Raw genomic sequence first — 13,479 nt, 5'->3', positions numbered from 1 at the left:
CATTCGAGTGATGTGAGTGAACAATAAAAAAGCCAGTGCAAAATGCGCTGGCTTTTGTGTTTGAGGTGCTAATGATTGCTAATGGTGGCGGTATTAGCAGTCGCCCACGGTGCAGTCACCCATGATTTTATGTGCTTGGCCGCCAGCAGCTTTAAACCAGTCATACAGATGGCTTTGCAGATCGCCCAACTGCTCAGGACCGATGATCGCTAAGCCCAAATCTTGTGCGCGTACCAAATCGTGGTGACGCAATGGGCGGAAGCTCACCAGCATCGCACGGGCTTGCAGGCCACCCAATAGATCGCGCAGTGATTCCAGCTTGTACAGCGTATCATCACCGTCATCACGCATGCCTTTGGTCTTACATTCAATGATGTGCAGTTTGTTATTGGCTACGGTGGCGACATCCAGCTCGTTACGCACTTCACGTTCACCAATTTTACGGTAAACCTGTACGCCCAAAGAGTGGTCCTGAATAGTTGGCAAATCGTTCTGAATGGCGCGAACCGTGCTATGTACCAAGTTCTCTAACCATTCCCCGTTGGCAAAACGGCGCGCTTCTTCGTGCTTAAAGGTCAATATGCCATCGTGGTAGGTCGCCAGACCGGTTTCTTCTAAATCCGTCAGCAGAGTATTCAGCTCTTTATAGCCTTGCTGCTTTTCACTCAGCTCGACATCCAAACGTTGCTCTTTACGGCAGGTGGTTGCCAGATAGTTCAAGGTGGCAAGGCCAGGGCCTAGCTCTAAGGCGGAACCCGCCCAACGCTGGCCCAGTTCCCACAGTTGATCATTGAGGGCTTCTGGCACCATGTTTTCAGGAAGCTCGCTACGGGCGCCAAAAATGGTCAGATAGTCTGTCAGTTGAATGCGATCTTCCACTTGCTGTTGTGGGCGACCGGCAGGGTATAACCAGCACATCTCATCACTGAAAGGTTCAATTACATAAATAGGCCAGTGGTAGGTGCGGAATACTTCATAGGCAGAAAGCAGACGGTGACGCAGGCCACAACTGGCGTTAAACCATACGTCGCCACCTTCTTGTTTCAGTTGTTCGGCCAGTTCAACAATACAGGCACGAATGCCGGTAATATTGATGGAATCAGGAATAATGCAAAATTCTGCCGCAATGTTACGTGGCGTTAGAATAGACGCGAGGCGCTCATACTGATCGCGCTGCGATTCGGTACCAATGAAAATCATCTTGTCGGCAGGAATGCCATGGTCAAGAAGCGGGGTGATCAGTCTTACAGGATCCTGATCGATAATGCCAACGTGAGTAATCATAATTATCCTTTAGCGTTCAATTGCAACGCGTGCCGGCTCTCAATAGGATGGTATATAAAGTTGGGGGCGCGTGCACGTAGGGCGGCAATGTTCGCTATTATTCATCTTCATTAATATATATGGATTGCATGTCCAGTTTTCAAGCACGTCATCAATGTAATTGATTTTTATCCGCGTAATGTCTGCCAGATGTCAGGCTTGCAGGTTGATTGCACACAAACCGAACAATACAAAATGCACCGTATATCAATGAGTAACCCAAACTGTGATTTAGTTCAATTTTCTTGGTGGAAATCACCGTTGAGAGCCAGATAGGCGGCAGAAGTGGGTCAGAATGGTGAAAAAGTGGGCGGAGTGTTAGACCCTACAAGATAGCATTCAGTGGCAAGTTATCCCGTCTGAAACCAATCTTACGAACCATGGCTAATCTTTGTGACGTTCACGTAAAATAAATGTTTCTCACTGCGCGCAATGGTGATATCTTCTTTCTCACAGCATAAGGGGCTGAATTTTATGCTGTTTACATTATTTTTATTTGTTAATGGAAAGTAACATGGATAATGCAATCCGACTACGTGCGCTTGAGCAAACTGACCTTCGTTTTATTCACCAACTGAACAACAACCGTTCAATCATGGCCTACTGGTTTGAAGAGCCGTATGAATCTTTCTATGAACTGGAAGAGTTGTTCCGCAAGCACATTCACGACAGCAATGAGCGCCGCTTTATCGCGGAAAACCTCGATAATCAGCCGATTGGTTTGGTGGAATTGGTGGAAATCAATACTATCCACCGTAATGCCGAGTTCCAAATCATCATCGCCCCTGACTATCAAGGCTGCGGTTATGCGCGCGTGTTGATCAATAAAGCGTTGAACTACGCCTTTACTATCTTGAACCTGCACAAGGTATACTTGCACGTGACGGTCAGTAATGAAAAAGCCGTTCACCTGTATGAAGACTGTGGCTTTATTGAAGAAGGCCACTTGGTGAAAGAGATCTTCGTTAACGGCGAATATTGCGACATCAAACGCATGTACATTCTGCAAGAAGACTATCTAGCGTCTCGCAAGAAAGCACAGTGAGATTAACGGTTCCCATTCGTTAAGCTAACGCACAGACACAAAAAAGCGCGCCCTGAGGCTATCCTCAGGGCGCGCTTTTTTATTCTTGTCATGCGAGAGGCCAAATACGCCGTGTTCAGGGCAAGTCTGTATCTTGTGGCACATTTTATAGGCTGAAACTGCGAGCGGATTCATGTTTGCATTCTTCGTTTTCGATAGTGAGCGGTGAGTTGTGTAGTCTCCTTGATGGCATGGGTGCCAGGTTGGATTGATAAAAAAGAGAACAGTGAATTCAATCGCGATGAAATAATCACAAGGATGAAAGAGAACAAATGAAAGCTTATTCAATAGGATTAGTGTCGACGTTATTTTTATTCGGATGCGGCGGCGGAGATAGCGACAGCAGCACGAATGGAATGGGGACGACGACCCCGACCACGGCCGAAAACTCATCAGTGTGTTTTAATTCGGATGTGTACCAAATCGGCACGGAAGTGGTCGAAGAATATGCATTGATGACCAATGGTATTGATATCGGGACGTATGCCTCACGCGAAGTTGTTGCGAGAACATTGAGTTATGAAGGTTATAACAATGTGCTAGAAATCGAAAACAGCGATAGCCTTGATGGCAGCGGGAGTGCCTTTGTTGTCGTTGATGATGCGGCGAAATCAATTCGCACGCTGGGTGCATTGACCGCTGAAGGCGTTGATATCAAATATAAACCGAGTGGGCTATTGCTAGAGTACAACCTTGATATGGGTGAAACGCGTGAGTACTCACCCGTGACGGTGCTAGAAGATGGGGTGGATGTCGGCACAATCGAGGCGTCGATGACTTATTTGAAGAATGAAACCGTTACGGTGCCTGCCGGTACCTTTGACACGTGCCTGTTTTCGCTGACGATGGATGTCGTTAATGCCGACGGTACGACCGCCGAGGCTGTTTTCACACAACACTTTGGCGTGGGTAACTCGCTTATCATCAAAGAAACCGTGGTGAGCACATTGAGTACCGGAGAAGCCATTACTTTATCGGAAGAACTTGTGTCTGCCACCATTAACGGAAATGCGATTTAAGTACTGTGACGGCACCCATGATTTTACGTTTTCCTGATTGTCATTCAGGAGAGTGTAAAGATGGGGGCTTCTATTTCCATCGGATTTCGTAAGGTTATGAAATCCGATCAAACTTAATCTTTCTGTATAGTGTGGATGATTAAAATGTTCTCAACGAACCTCGTTGACAGTTTATGCTGTTTGTGAGGCTAAAACGTTAAAGACTTCCATTATTTATAAGTAAAATTAAGAATGAAAGAGCTTATATTAAAGCAGTTCATAGCTGAGTCGCGTGATTTTTGTGCTGTTCATGGCGTTGCAATTAAAGATGTTCGCCAGGAATACTTTGAAGCAAAGCCATTTGTTTCCTTTTGGGTTGATAGTGAAGTCATTATTTCCATATCATTCAGCTCACTTAAACAAGGATTAAAGTATTCCTTGGTAATCAAGGAATGTTTTGTAGAACAATTTGAATATGTTTTCGGTGAACCATCGTCACCAACAGGTAATAAAAAGAAATCGAACACATGGAAAACGAAAGATATTTCTGAATTATTACGAATGGTGAGTTGGGGTAAATCGGAAAATTTGTCATATAAAGAATCTCGTTTCCAAAATGAACTTGAGTCTTTGTACTCTCTTGTTGGTAAGTCAACGGGATATTGGGCAAATTATTATCTTCGAGCAGTAAAAGAACATGGCGCGGTAAATTATGCAAAAAAGGCATTGTCAAAAGGAGGTGCTACTCAAGAGGGTTTTCAAACATTGATTGATGTGGGGCGACCTGATTTATCGATGGAATATGCAGTATTGAAACCGGAATATCAGGGGTTATTTTCTGAGGAAGAGTTTGAAATCGCAAAAAATAGATTATCCTCAGTTCCAGATTATGCATGGCGTAAAGATGTGCTTCCTAGTGATAACTTTTTTGGTGAGATTTCTAATACTGAAACCTTCAGTGAAGGCGCCAAGCAAGTGGTAACAGTTAACCGCTATGAACGTAATCCTAAAGCACGATTAGAATGTCTCAAAAAACATGGTTATAAGTGTAAGGTCTGTGATTTTTCATTTACAGAAATGTATGGTGATATTGGTAGAAAATTTATTCATGTTCACCACATTAAGCCATTAGCTGGCATAGCAAAAAACTATGAATTAAATCCTGCAAAAGATCTTGTTCCTGTTTGCCCGAATTGTCATGCAATGCTACATACAAAAAATCCACCATTATCAGTAGATGAGCTAAAAGCAGTGTTAAATAATAACACCGTGAGAAAAAATTAAATTTATCAGTGAGTTTGGATGTGGTTATAACAGCACAATAGAAATGTGCTGTTATAAATATAGAGTTATGAATGACTCAAAGAACAAATGTTATTATATGTGATTGTTTGTTTTATTTATGTTTTACATCAATATGTGACGCCTGAGCATGACTGGCAAGTATCATCATCGTGCATGTGCCCTTTGTTATTTCTTGAATTACAACTTTTACAGTAACCAAAATATCGTTTTGTATTGAAAATTTTGTTTACAGTTTTCTCTATGTCTAGCCAGGATGAATTATGAGGGAAAGATTTTATGGTGATTAAATCACCTGAAGGCGTACAAGGACTTGGCCAAGTAATTTCTTGATATTGCAATGCGATTCTATTTTCTTGAGGGACAAAACGTAAGTACTCTTTATAGGAATCATCTTTATTCGGAGAGTGTGCAAAGCAAAATAGTAGTTGGCTGTATTCATAGCCATGCTCTAAATAGCGCTCTATGAGAAACGGTTCGTTGCTTTCAAGGTAGTCAACAAACAGTGCAGCTAACACAAGTAAAATGTCGCCATCCCCGTTATATGATGCCATGTATAGCGTTCCTATCATTGTCCAATTTCTTGCTGACTGTTCAGAGAGTAATTTGGCTAATTTTTCAATTAATTCATGGCAGTGATTGAGATGACGATTCCCTTCAAGATGCTTTAGCAAGGGATTCGATGTTTCGTAATCATTTGGCCATCCTCCCATGAATTTATGTTCTATCCGCAAAGCTTGATGAATTTCTTCAATAATTGACGTTTTTGTGTGGTTAGTTTGTGGTGCACGGGTGTCTGAGTTGCGGTTTGGCTGTTGCATATTGATTTCCTTTGGAGGTTTAGTTATGCCAAAATGCAGTTCTCTATGACAGTTAGGGCAGATTGCAGCAACATTCTCTAATGTGTCTTCACCACCGTGACTGAGAGGGATAATGTGGTGAACTTCGAGGTAAGGGCTTGAATCCGACAAGCGCTTGAATGGCGCCGATTTACCACATTTTTGGCAGATGCCTCCTGCCTGTATTAAACATTCAGCAATAACGTAAGGGTTACGTTCATATACATACGAAGCTACCTGCTTTCGTTTAGGCTTCTTTGTGTATTCGGCTAGTAAGATTTTTCTTTCTGATTGAGATAGTTTTGATGCGCGTTGAACATCGTTATTGAATGTTTCATGAATTAGTGATGGTACACTGATTTGACTTTCGATATAGGTAAGAAGTGTTGAGGTAATTTTACGTCGGCCTTGTGGATTGCCATTTAATCCATGTTGTTGTAAATGCAACAAGCTGAGAGAGTCGATATCTAGCTCATCTAGAAGGCGCAATCTTGCAAACGTTCCTGACATTGATTCGTGATATGACTCTTTATTCGTCCAGAATGGTTCATCATTGATAGCTTGCTCTGGTTCGATATTTATCTTTTCAACAACACATCGATGTGTAATTTTTTGTAATGGCTTCGAGGCGTAAATATAGACGATGTCCCCAACCTCAAATTTTGTCGTTTTCTGTTTCCAGTCGATTGTTTCTCGTGATTTAAATGCTGCAATATGATTGTACATATTGGAATTTGCAGATAATAGCCAGTTCATGCGCTGCTTAATAGATTATAGAAAGTTATTTTTCTATTTTATCAGTGTTGAAATGAACGTTTAAAATCATAAGCTTACGAATTGATTTTGAACTTCGTGAAGGTTGGTTGAAATTCGTACAATGCGAAAAGGAGAGGAGGAGCATGAATTTTCCTGTGTTCTACTCAGTGACTCAACCTATTGCCAAATCACAGACACAAAAAAGCGCGTCCTGATAATCACTTCAGGGCGCGCTTTTTTTCATCAGTATTCTTTCATCTGCGTATCGCAAATTCCGCATTAAGCCATTAGACGCTTGGCACTTGTGATGCCAACAGCCAAATCGCCAGTACAAAGAAAATCAAACCCATGAACTTGTGCTGATTGGTACGGAATTTTTCGTTTTTCAGCAGGGGTTGGCCCAAGCTGCCGATCATGGTGACCAAGAACAGGTTAAATAGCAGGCCCAGCACGTTCAGTAGCAAGCCAAGTACCAGCATTTGCTCGCCAGAAGTGGCAGGCACTTGGGTAGACACAAACTGTGGCAAGAACAGCACGAAGAAAATCAGCGCTTTCGGGTTCAGCAAGTTGCTGATCACCGCGCGACGGTACAAGGTCGTGGCAAGGCTGTTGCTTTGCTCAAGTTCTGGCGCGTCAGACGGGTTGGTGCGCATGCAGTCCCAGCCCATTTTTAGCAGGTATGCGCCACCCAGTACGCGCAATACTTGCAGCGCAATCGGGTTCATCGCGATCAGGGCAGAGACACCCATTGCTGCCAATAGCGTTAAGATCAAGCCTGATGTGGCGTTGCCCAAGCTGGCAAACACGCCCACTTTTTTGCCGTAGCTCAAGCTTGAGCTGGCGATAAGCAACATATCTGGCCCAGGAATTAACAACAGGGCAAAAACGGCCGTCAGGTAAACAGGTAAAATGGAGAGATCGATCATGCTAAAACTTGGCTGGTGGATGAATAAGGTGCTGGATTCTAGCGGCTGATGTGGCTGAATTAAACTGTTTTGTGGTTTTGGCTGGTATATATACCTGTAATGTAAATAAACCTAAGTGAATGTATCTTATCTGTGGCGGTGTGTTGTTTGTGTGAAGTGGCTCGAAAGCCGTGCAAGGGCATAGCGCCAATAGGGAGGGGCTTAGGCTAACGTGAGCAGCAGCAAGGCGAATCGAAAAGGAGACTCTATGCTGAGTGCGTATCTGAAAAAACGGAAACTTCGTCGTTATGCCAAACTGCTGTCAGTCGAGTTAAGAAATACCGTGGGTTATCGCCAATACTACACCCAAGCACAGGTGGATGCGGCGTTAAAGAAAACGCGTCTCGTGAAAGCCGATGCATCGCCAATGGTGTGGGATCACTACGCTTATGTGATGTTCTGCTCGCCCAACGAGTTTGATCGTATTCATGCCAAGGGTACGTGTGATGCCTGCAACTATGATCGCATGCGGGTCGATATTGCTGAGTGTGTGCTTGATGGTCAGCAAGATTTTACTACCGCCACGTTAACGAATTATGCTTCGCCGTCGTCATCGTCGTCTTCCTCGTCGTCCCTTGGACGCAGTGAGAGTTTTTGGGGTGGAAGTGACAGTGACGGCGGCGGTTCTGATGGCGGGGGTGGAGGAGGCGGTGGCGATTAATCCCGTATGCCTACATCCTGACTGACATAGAGAAAAACGCCCCAGCCAAATTGGCTGGGGCGTTGTGTTTTTAGCGATGATAAGCGGTGTGTTTACAGCTTGCCTTCGTTGAAGTCTTTCTGGAAATACAACACTTTCTGCACGTAGCGGCGGGCTTCGCCTTTCGGGTGCTGCGTGGTGAGCGCGTCATACACCTGCTTAGGCTGCAAACTGTTGAGCTTGTTCATCGCTACCTTACGGTCTTTGTGGAAGGTTGCCAGTACGCCACCGGTACCGCCGTTGTACGCCGAAATCATACTGAAATGGCGAGAGGTCGGGTTCTTCACATCACGCAAATAGCGGGTTTTCAGGATATAGAAATACGCCGCACCGGTATCAATATTATTGGCCGGATCAAACAGGTATTCCTTGGTCGGAATGCCCGGTTTCTTCTTCACCAAATTAAACACGTCAGCGCCCGCGGTTTTCGGGATCACCTGCATCAAGCCATACGCGCCAGCGTGGCTCACGGCGTACGGGTTAAAGCTACTTTCGGTTTTGATCACGGAATAGATCAGATCTTCCGTCAGGCCGTAACGCTTGGCCGCATCACGAATGAAGTGCGCATATTGGTATTCACGCTGACTGAGGTGGTCGTCCACCATGTCAATTTCAACGTAATAGGCTTTACCGTGTTTAATGGTTTTTTGCTGCAATTTATTTTCCAGCAAATAGTCAGAAAAACGGCTGGCGCGCCATTGCCATTCAATCGGCTTGCCATCTTGGTCGACCACCTGCCCAAGCAAGAACGGTTTGCCGGTTAAAGTGACGTCTTTATCGGTAAACAATTCCGCGTGTTTCGGATCCGCCGGCATGAGCAACGTTTGAACAATCGCTTTTTGTAGTTTTTCCATCGGCTGTTGCTGGGAAATGGTGGAAACGTAAATTTTCCCTGCTTCAAAATCGATGTGCGCGCGAGTGCGGTAGCCATCAATGTATTTCACATAACGGTGTTTACCGGCTTCGAGGTATTCATCATCCCCCCATTGCTTTTTCACCTGCAGCGCCAAATAGGCGAACAGTTTTTCCATGGCTTGTTGATCCACAGACGGTTTACTGGTCTCGGGTTCAGGCGGCACGGTAGGTTCATAGGGCTTTTCATACACCGGGGGTTCTGCACAAACACACGGTGGCGCGGTAGGTTGCGAGGGTTGTTGAACACACGCGGATAACAGTAAGGTGGACAATAATAGGGTTAATTTTTTCATAGCGCCGGAAAGGTGAATTGCCAAGAAGACTGACAGGAAAAGGCATCATAAGTGATGGCATAAACAGGCTAAAATAAATAATTTCAATCAACACGATAAAATTATTTATCACGTAAAACGTGCCATATATTTTTACAATCAAGGTATATTGTCTTAACACACGTATTAATGGAAATAGGCGCGTTGTGCAATATTATTGGCGGCGATGTTACCATGAATGTCGACAATTTAAGCCGCTGTATTTCCGAATGCAGAATGAAATAAAGGATTAATGATAATGGTCAAGAAAACAGCACAAGCTCCGTTTGAATTTGGGGGCGTGACCGTTCAACCGGGGCAACGTGGTAACTGTGAGCTGGAAATTGCACGTCTTTATACCCATTCACCGTTATCGGTGTCGGTCGAGATTTTGCACGGGAAATTTCCGGGTCCTGTTTTATTGGTGAATGCCGCGATTCATGGTGATGAATTGAACGGGGTTGAAATTACCCGTCAGGTGATTGATCGTATCGACCTGAATAAGCTGCACGGTACGGTGGTAGCAGTGCCAGTGGTGAACGTGTTCGGCTTTATTCATAAGTCCCGCTATCTGCCTGATCGTCGAGACTTGAACCGCTGCTTCCCGGGTTCAGAGCGAGGGTCGATTGCCGGCCGTATGGCGTATCACTATTTCAATCAGGTGGTGCGCCGCTGTACCCACGTTGTTGACCTGCACACGGCGGCGATTTACCGCACTAACTTGCCGCAAATTCGTGCGAACTTGGCGAATGAAGATGCGAAAGCGATGGCGATGGCCTTTGGTTCGCCCGTGGTGGTGGATGCCACGTTGCGTGATGGCTCATTGCGCGCCGCCGCCGAAGAATTTGATATTCCAGTGATCACCATGGAAGCGGGCGAAGCCTTGCGTTTAGACCCACACGCCGTGGGCGCGGGTGTGAAGGGCGTGTTACGTGTAATGCGTCATTTGAAGATGTTGCGTACTGGCCACAGTAAGAAATTGCCGGATCCTGTGGTACCACGTGCGACCCGTTGGGTACGTGCCGATTTTGACGGTCTGTTGCGTTCCCACGTGGCATTGGGTGCCAAAGTGGATAAGCACCAAGTGATTGCGACCATCAGTGATCCTTCTGGCAGCAAAGAAGAAACCGTGATGGCGCCACAAGGTGGAATCGTGATTGGTCAGCAGACGTTGCCATTGGTGAACGAAGGTGATGCCATCTTCCATATCGCGTTCTTTGAAGAGCCGGACAGCTTGGTAGAAGAGCAGGTGGAATCGTACCTGGATGATGCGATGGAAGTGCTGGACGATGATCTGAAATGGGGCATGGCCAGCGCATAATCGCGTTTAAGAGAGCATCACGAAAACAGGCGACCTCGGTCGCCTGTTTTGTTTATTCTATTAGCACCTAGCACCTAGCACCTCTAATCAATCCCCACCCAGCAGCATGTCTTTTTGGATCAACTTGGCACAAAGGCTGTGCAGAACGCGTAATTCTTCCGGTGTTAGCGGGGCAAAAAAATCCGCGATGATCAGTTGTAAGCGGGCATCAGCCTCGGCTTTGACCTGACGGCCTTTGTCAGTAATCACCAAATAGCGGGCTTTTTTGTTGTTGTCGCCCTTCTTCGCTTCCAGCAGGCCACGTTTAATGCAGTTATCGACCAAGCGCTTGGTCACAGAACGTTCACGGCGCAGGGCTTCGGCCAAGGTTTGCTGTGGCACTTCGCCCAAATGAAGCAATGTGCGCATTGCACCGAGCATTTCCAATGAAATATCAAACTCGTTCAGCAGGGCTTGGCTGGCGAGGGTACGAAATTGCTTATAGGCTAATCCCATGATGAAAGAGGGGCTATTGTCTAGCTCCGGAATGTTGGTGATGGATGGCATTAGGCGTTCCCCTCAGAGGGTGTGCGGTTGCACGCCACTCCGGTTGTCGGTTGTGTCTTGACAGTTTGCGGGGTCATTGTGCCGCGTGGCTGCGTTAAAGCAAACAATATCAATAAAATTGCCAAGGTGACGGTCAGTTCCCACGCCCGCAAAAAGGTGCTTTCTAACCCCATATCAGTGCTGGTCATGTACAGTTGGATCGGTAACAAGGTCGCGAGTAAGGCATCGGCATGAATGTCTTTTTCTGGACCTTGTGCATTGGCCATCCAACCGGCTAACAGGGCAATCAACCCGCCCAAGCCGAGTGCGTAAAAGCCAATGACCTGCTGATGACCCGCCATGCAGAGCGTGAAAATCACCGCGATGGCACACCCGCCCACCTGAGTGAGTAAGCGGCGTTTCACGACCACTCTAAAATGGGCCCGTGTTTGCTGGGTGGCCGCCGCAACGACCGGCACCATGCAAAAGGTGGCTGAAATCATATCAACGATCATCAAAAAGGCCAGCCCTGATCCAATTAACCCCAAAGACACCAAACGGTTCTGATAACTGACCGTGTGCGGCGTGAACACAGGCGGCTTGCCTGTTTTAAGGGTGGGGAATAGCGTCACCATGGTTTTGGCCACGACCGCCGTGATCAGCATCGCGAGGAAAATCTCATGAATACGCACTGGCATGTCCATACTGGTGTGCTGCGAGAACACAATGATCAAAATCCAGTTGAACGTCGGCATCAACATTGCGCCTTGTTTGGGCGGCGTATTTGCGCGTCGGCGTAGTTGATCAAAAAAGATCAGGCTGATCGTCCAGATCACAAACGGGTGATCGGCAAACACTTCCGACACCACGACCGCGCAGGACGCCGCCAATAAGGTCGGGAAAAACGTGCGGGCGAGGCCTGTCCATGAGTAATCCTTCCCTTTGGTCATAATAATGGTCGGGTAAAGGGCAAAGTATACCGGTGAACCGAAATCAAACAGTTTGCCGATCAGCATGCAGAGCGTCACCGTAAGGGTAACGCGGAGCATCTCATTGCGGCGTGATTGTTCTGGGGTCATCAGGCAGCCTCATTAATAAATATAACGGAAAAGCGCAACGAGCTGGATCCAGGCGTGGCCCATCATGTCGATCAGGGCGTTACCGTTATCGACGATCACGCTGGCGCGCGCACCGGAGATTAGCGCCGGATCCACATTATCGACATGAATACGGGTGCGAATTTTTTGCTGTTCGCGGATCCAACGGCTGTCATTGCTCACGGTAGAGAGCTGATTGATCGGGTTCGCCGCATCAAAAATGGCGCGATCCTGATTAATGATGGTGCCGTCAAACACGTGTCCTGGCAGGGCATCAAAGCTGATTTGCACTGCGTGACCCGGTTGCAGATACGCGATCCCTTTTTCATTGAAATCCGCACTCAGCCAGCTGTCTTTTTCACTCACCAAAAACATCACCACGCTGCCTTGATTAAGGTAGCTGCCGGTCTGCAGTTGCAGGTTGCTGACGGTGCCATCGGTTTGCGCTACCACGCGGGTATGGGCGAGGTTCAGCTTGGCGCTGTCGAGTTTCGCGGTGGCCAACGCAATGGCGGCATTGCTGTGTTCGTCGGCTAACTCCGCTTGCAAACGTTGCATCTCTGCTTGCGCCGCTTGTACGCCTCGTTGGGTCACGCCGGCGTTGAGTTTACTGTCATCTAACTCTTGCTGTGTGCTCAGCCCTTTACGGCGCAGTGCGGTGTAACGGGTCAGTTTTTGGGTGGCGTTATCGGCTTCCAGTTGGCGCTGTGCATAGCTTTGCTTGGCAGCATTGAGTTCTTCGCGTTTCGCCGAAAAGGCCTCTTTGGCTTGCTGCAATTCCGCTTGTGCTTGGCGTACAGCCAGTTGGTAGCTGCTTGGGTCAAGGGTAAAGAGTGCATCGCCAGCTTGTACGGTTTCGCCATTTTTCACGTTCACGCGGGTCACGACACCACTGACTTCAGGGGCAATGTTTGCCACGGCGCGGTGCATGGTTGCCTGCGTAGTGAACGGAGAAAGGTTATCGGCCGTGATCAGAAATAAAGAGAAACCCAAAGTGAGAGTGAGCACGGTGTAAATGGCGTATTTATAGATGTTTTCTTTCATTTTGTTACCCATACAACAAAAAGCAATGGCGTGATTATAACTATTTTTGTTGTCTATACAACAAAAAATCAAGAATACGCTGACGCTCAGTATGTGTCAGGGGTATTTTTTGTGGTGAATGTATGCGGTATGTGTGTTGTATCGCGTGGCTATCCGTTGGGTGATTAACGTAGAGCGGGTTTTTGCAAGGTCGGATTGATGGAGAGTTATCGGTAGGGGGGGAGGAAGCGAGAGCCATGCCCTCGCTTATTCATCTATCGCTTATTTTTTATTGTTGATGCTTCTATGGTTTCTGCATC

At 46.6% G+C, this 13,479-nt stretch carries 12 protein-coding genes; 5 read left to right on the top strand and 7 right to left on the bottom strand.

Annotated elements, in window-relative coordinates; all coding sequences use genetic code 11:
• Positions 1–93 precede the first annotated feature (93 nt).
• Entirely contained in the window at positions 94–1,284 is a 1,191-nt protein-coding gene (locus tag ACSF8W_RS08865; protein WP_500846848.1) for a Card1-like endonuclease domain-containing protein, read from the bottom strand.
• A 553-nt stretch (positions 1,285–1,837) separates the two neighbouring features.
• On the opposite strand from ACSF8W_RS08865, the gene speG reads away from it, so the two are divergent.
• The 3 genes from speG to ACSF8W_RS08850 all read left to right on the top strand — a co-directional run bounded on the left by speG (position 1,838) and on the right by ACSF8W_RS08850 (position 4,689).
• Entirely contained in the window at positions 1,838–2,368 is a 531-nt protein-coding gene (gene speG, locus ACSF8W_RS08860) for a spermidine N1-acetyltransferase (RefSeq protein ID WP_500846846.1), read from the top strand.
• A gap of 311 nt (positions 2,369–2,679) precedes the next feature.
• A complete protein-coding gene (locus ACSF8W_RS08855) occupies positions 2,680–3,426 on the top strand; it encodes a hypothetical protein (protein WP_500846845.1) in 747 nt (248 codons plus the stop codon).
• A 231-nt stretch (positions 3,427–3,657) separates the two neighbouring features.
• Entirely contained in the window at positions 3,658–4,689 is a 1,032-nt protein-coding gene (locus ACSF8W_RS08850) for an HNH endonuclease (RefSeq protein WP_500846843.1), read from the top strand.
• 128 nt (positions 4,690–4,817) lie between these two features.
• Here the strand turns inward: ACSF8W_RS08850 and ACSF8W_RS08845 are convergent, their stop codons facing one another.
• Both ACSF8W_RS08845 and ACSF8W_RS08840 read right to left on the bottom strand, forming a co-directional pair.
• Positions 4,818–6,302 (bottom strand): HNH endonuclease, encoded by a 1,485-nt coding sequence (locus tag ACSF8W_RS08845; protein ID WP_500846842.1) that lies wholly within the window; start codon positions 6,300–6,302, stop codon positions 4,818–4,820.
• A 287-nt stretch (positions 6,303–6,589) separates the two neighbouring features.
• Positions 6,590–7,228, bottom strand: coding sequence for a LysE family translocator (locus ACSF8W_RS08840; RefSeq protein ID WP_500846840.1), 639 nt, complete (start codon positions 7,226–7,228; stop codon positions 6,590–6,592).
• Between the two features lie 247 nt (positions 7,229–7,475).
• Between ACSF8W_RS08840 and ACSF8W_RS08835 the strand changes: the two genes are divergently transcribed.
• Complete coding sequence (locus tag ACSF8W_RS08835; RefSeq protein ID WP_500846838.1) at positions 7,476–7,928, top strand: DUF6559 family protein; 453 nt, start codon at positions 7,476–7,478, stop codon at positions 7,926–7,928.
• A 92-nt stretch (positions 7,929–8,020) separates the two neighbouring features.
• Here ACSF8W_RS08835 and mltC read toward each other — a convergent pair whose 3' ends face one another.
• The gene (gene mltC, locus ACSF8W_RS08830; RefSeq protein ID WP_500846836.1) at positions 8,021–9,175 is read right to left on the bottom strand and encodes a membrane-bound lytic murein transglycosylase MltC; all 1,155 of its coding nucleotides are present in this window, start codon (positions 9,173–9,175) and stop codon (positions 8,021–8,023) included.
• A gap of 277 nt (positions 9,176–9,452) precedes the next feature.
• Between mltC and ACSF8W_RS08825 the strand changes: the two genes are divergently transcribed.
• Positions 9,453–10,514 (top strand): succinylglutamate desuccinylase/aspartoacylase family protein, encoded by a 1,062-nt coding sequence (locus ACSF8W_RS08825; protein WP_500846834.1) that lies wholly within the window; start codon positions 9,453–9,455, stop codon positions 10,512–10,514.
• An 87-nt stretch (positions 10,515–10,601) separates the two neighbouring features.
• Here ACSF8W_RS08825 and ACSF8W_RS08820 read toward each other — a convergent pair whose 3' ends face one another.
• Genes ACSF8W_RS08820 through ACSF8W_RS08810 form a run of 3 tightly spaced genes read right to left on the bottom strand, consistent with a single transcriptional unit; the run spans position 10,602 to position 13,180 of the window.
• On the bottom strand, positions 10,602–11,060 hold the full coding sequence (locus ACSF8W_RS08820) for a MarR family winged helix-turn-helix transcriptional regulator (protein ID WP_500846832.1): 459 nt from the start codon (positions 11,058–11,060) through the stop codon (positions 10,602–10,604).
• The gene (locus tag ACSF8W_RS08815) at positions 11,060–12,118 is read right to left on the bottom strand and encodes a DUF2955 domain-containing protein (protein ID WP_500846830.1); all 1,059 of its coding nucleotides are present in this window, start codon (positions 12,116–12,118) and stop codon (positions 11,060–11,062) included. Before ACSF8W_RS08815 ends, ACSF8W_RS08820 begins: the two co-directional genes overlap by 1 nt.
• Before the next feature lie 12 nt (positions 12,119–12,130).
• Positions 12,131–13,180, bottom strand: coding sequence for an HlyD family secretion protein (locus tag ACSF8W_RS08810; RefSeq protein WP_500846828.1), 1,050 nt, complete (start codon positions 13,178–13,180; stop codon positions 12,131–12,133).
• Positions 13,181–13,479: the final 299 nt, after the last annotated feature.

This window comes from Photobacterium sp. 270122K (assembly GCF_059941365.1).
This window is presented reverse-complemented; position numbering and strand designations above follow the sequence as displayed.

Excerpts from the sequence above, each read along its gene's own strand:
- ACSF8W_RS08855 (WP_500846845.1), top strand. The coding sequence starts at position 2,680 with ATGAAAGCTTATTCAATAGGATTAGTGTCGACGTTATTTTTATTCGGA.
- ACSF8W_RS08845 (WP_500846842.1), bottom strand. The coding sequence starts at position 6,302 with ATGAACTGGCTATTATCTGCAAATTCCAATATGTACAATCATATTGCA.
- ACSF8W_RS08865 (WP_500846848.1), bottom strand. The coding sequence starts at position 1,284 with ATGATTACTCACGTTGGCATTATCGATCAGGATCCTGTAAGACTGATC.
- speG (WP_500846846.1), top strand. The coding sequence starts at position 1,838 with ATGGATAATGCAATCCGACTACGTGCGCTTGAGCAAACTGACCTTCGT.
- ACSF8W_RS08810 (WP_500846828.1), bottom strand. The coding sequence starts at position 13,180 with ATGAAAGAAAACATCTATAAATACGCCATTTACACCGTGCTCACTCTC.
- ACSF8W_RS08820 (WP_500846832.1), bottom strand. The coding sequence starts at position 11,060 with ATGCCATCCATCACCAACATTCCGGAGCTAGACAATAGCCCCTCTTTC.
- ACSF8W_RS08840 (WP_500846840.1), bottom strand. The coding sequence starts at position 7,228 with ATGATCGATCTCTCCATTTTACCTGTTTACCTGACGGCCGTTTTTGCC.
- ACSF8W_RS08825 (WP_500846834.1), top strand. The coding sequence starts at position 9,453 with ATGGTCAAGAAAACAGCACAAGCTCCGTTTGAATTTGGGGGCGTGACC.
- ACSF8W_RS08815 (WP_500846830.1), bottom strand. The coding sequence starts at position 12,118 with ATGACCCCAGAACAATCACGCCGCAATGAGATGCTCCGCGTTACCCTT.
- ACSF8W_RS08850 (WP_500846843.1), top strand. The coding sequence starts at position 3,658 with ATGAAAGAGCTTATATTAAAGCAGTTCATAGCTGAGTCGCGTGATTTT.
- mltC (WP_500846836.1), bottom strand. The coding sequence starts at position 9,175 with ATGAAAAAATTAACCCTATTATTGTCCACCTTACTGTTATCCGCGTGT.
- ACSF8W_RS08835 (WP_500846838.1), top strand. The coding sequence starts at position 7,476 with ATGCTGAGTGCGTATCTGAAAAAACGGAAACTTCGTCGTTATGCCAAA.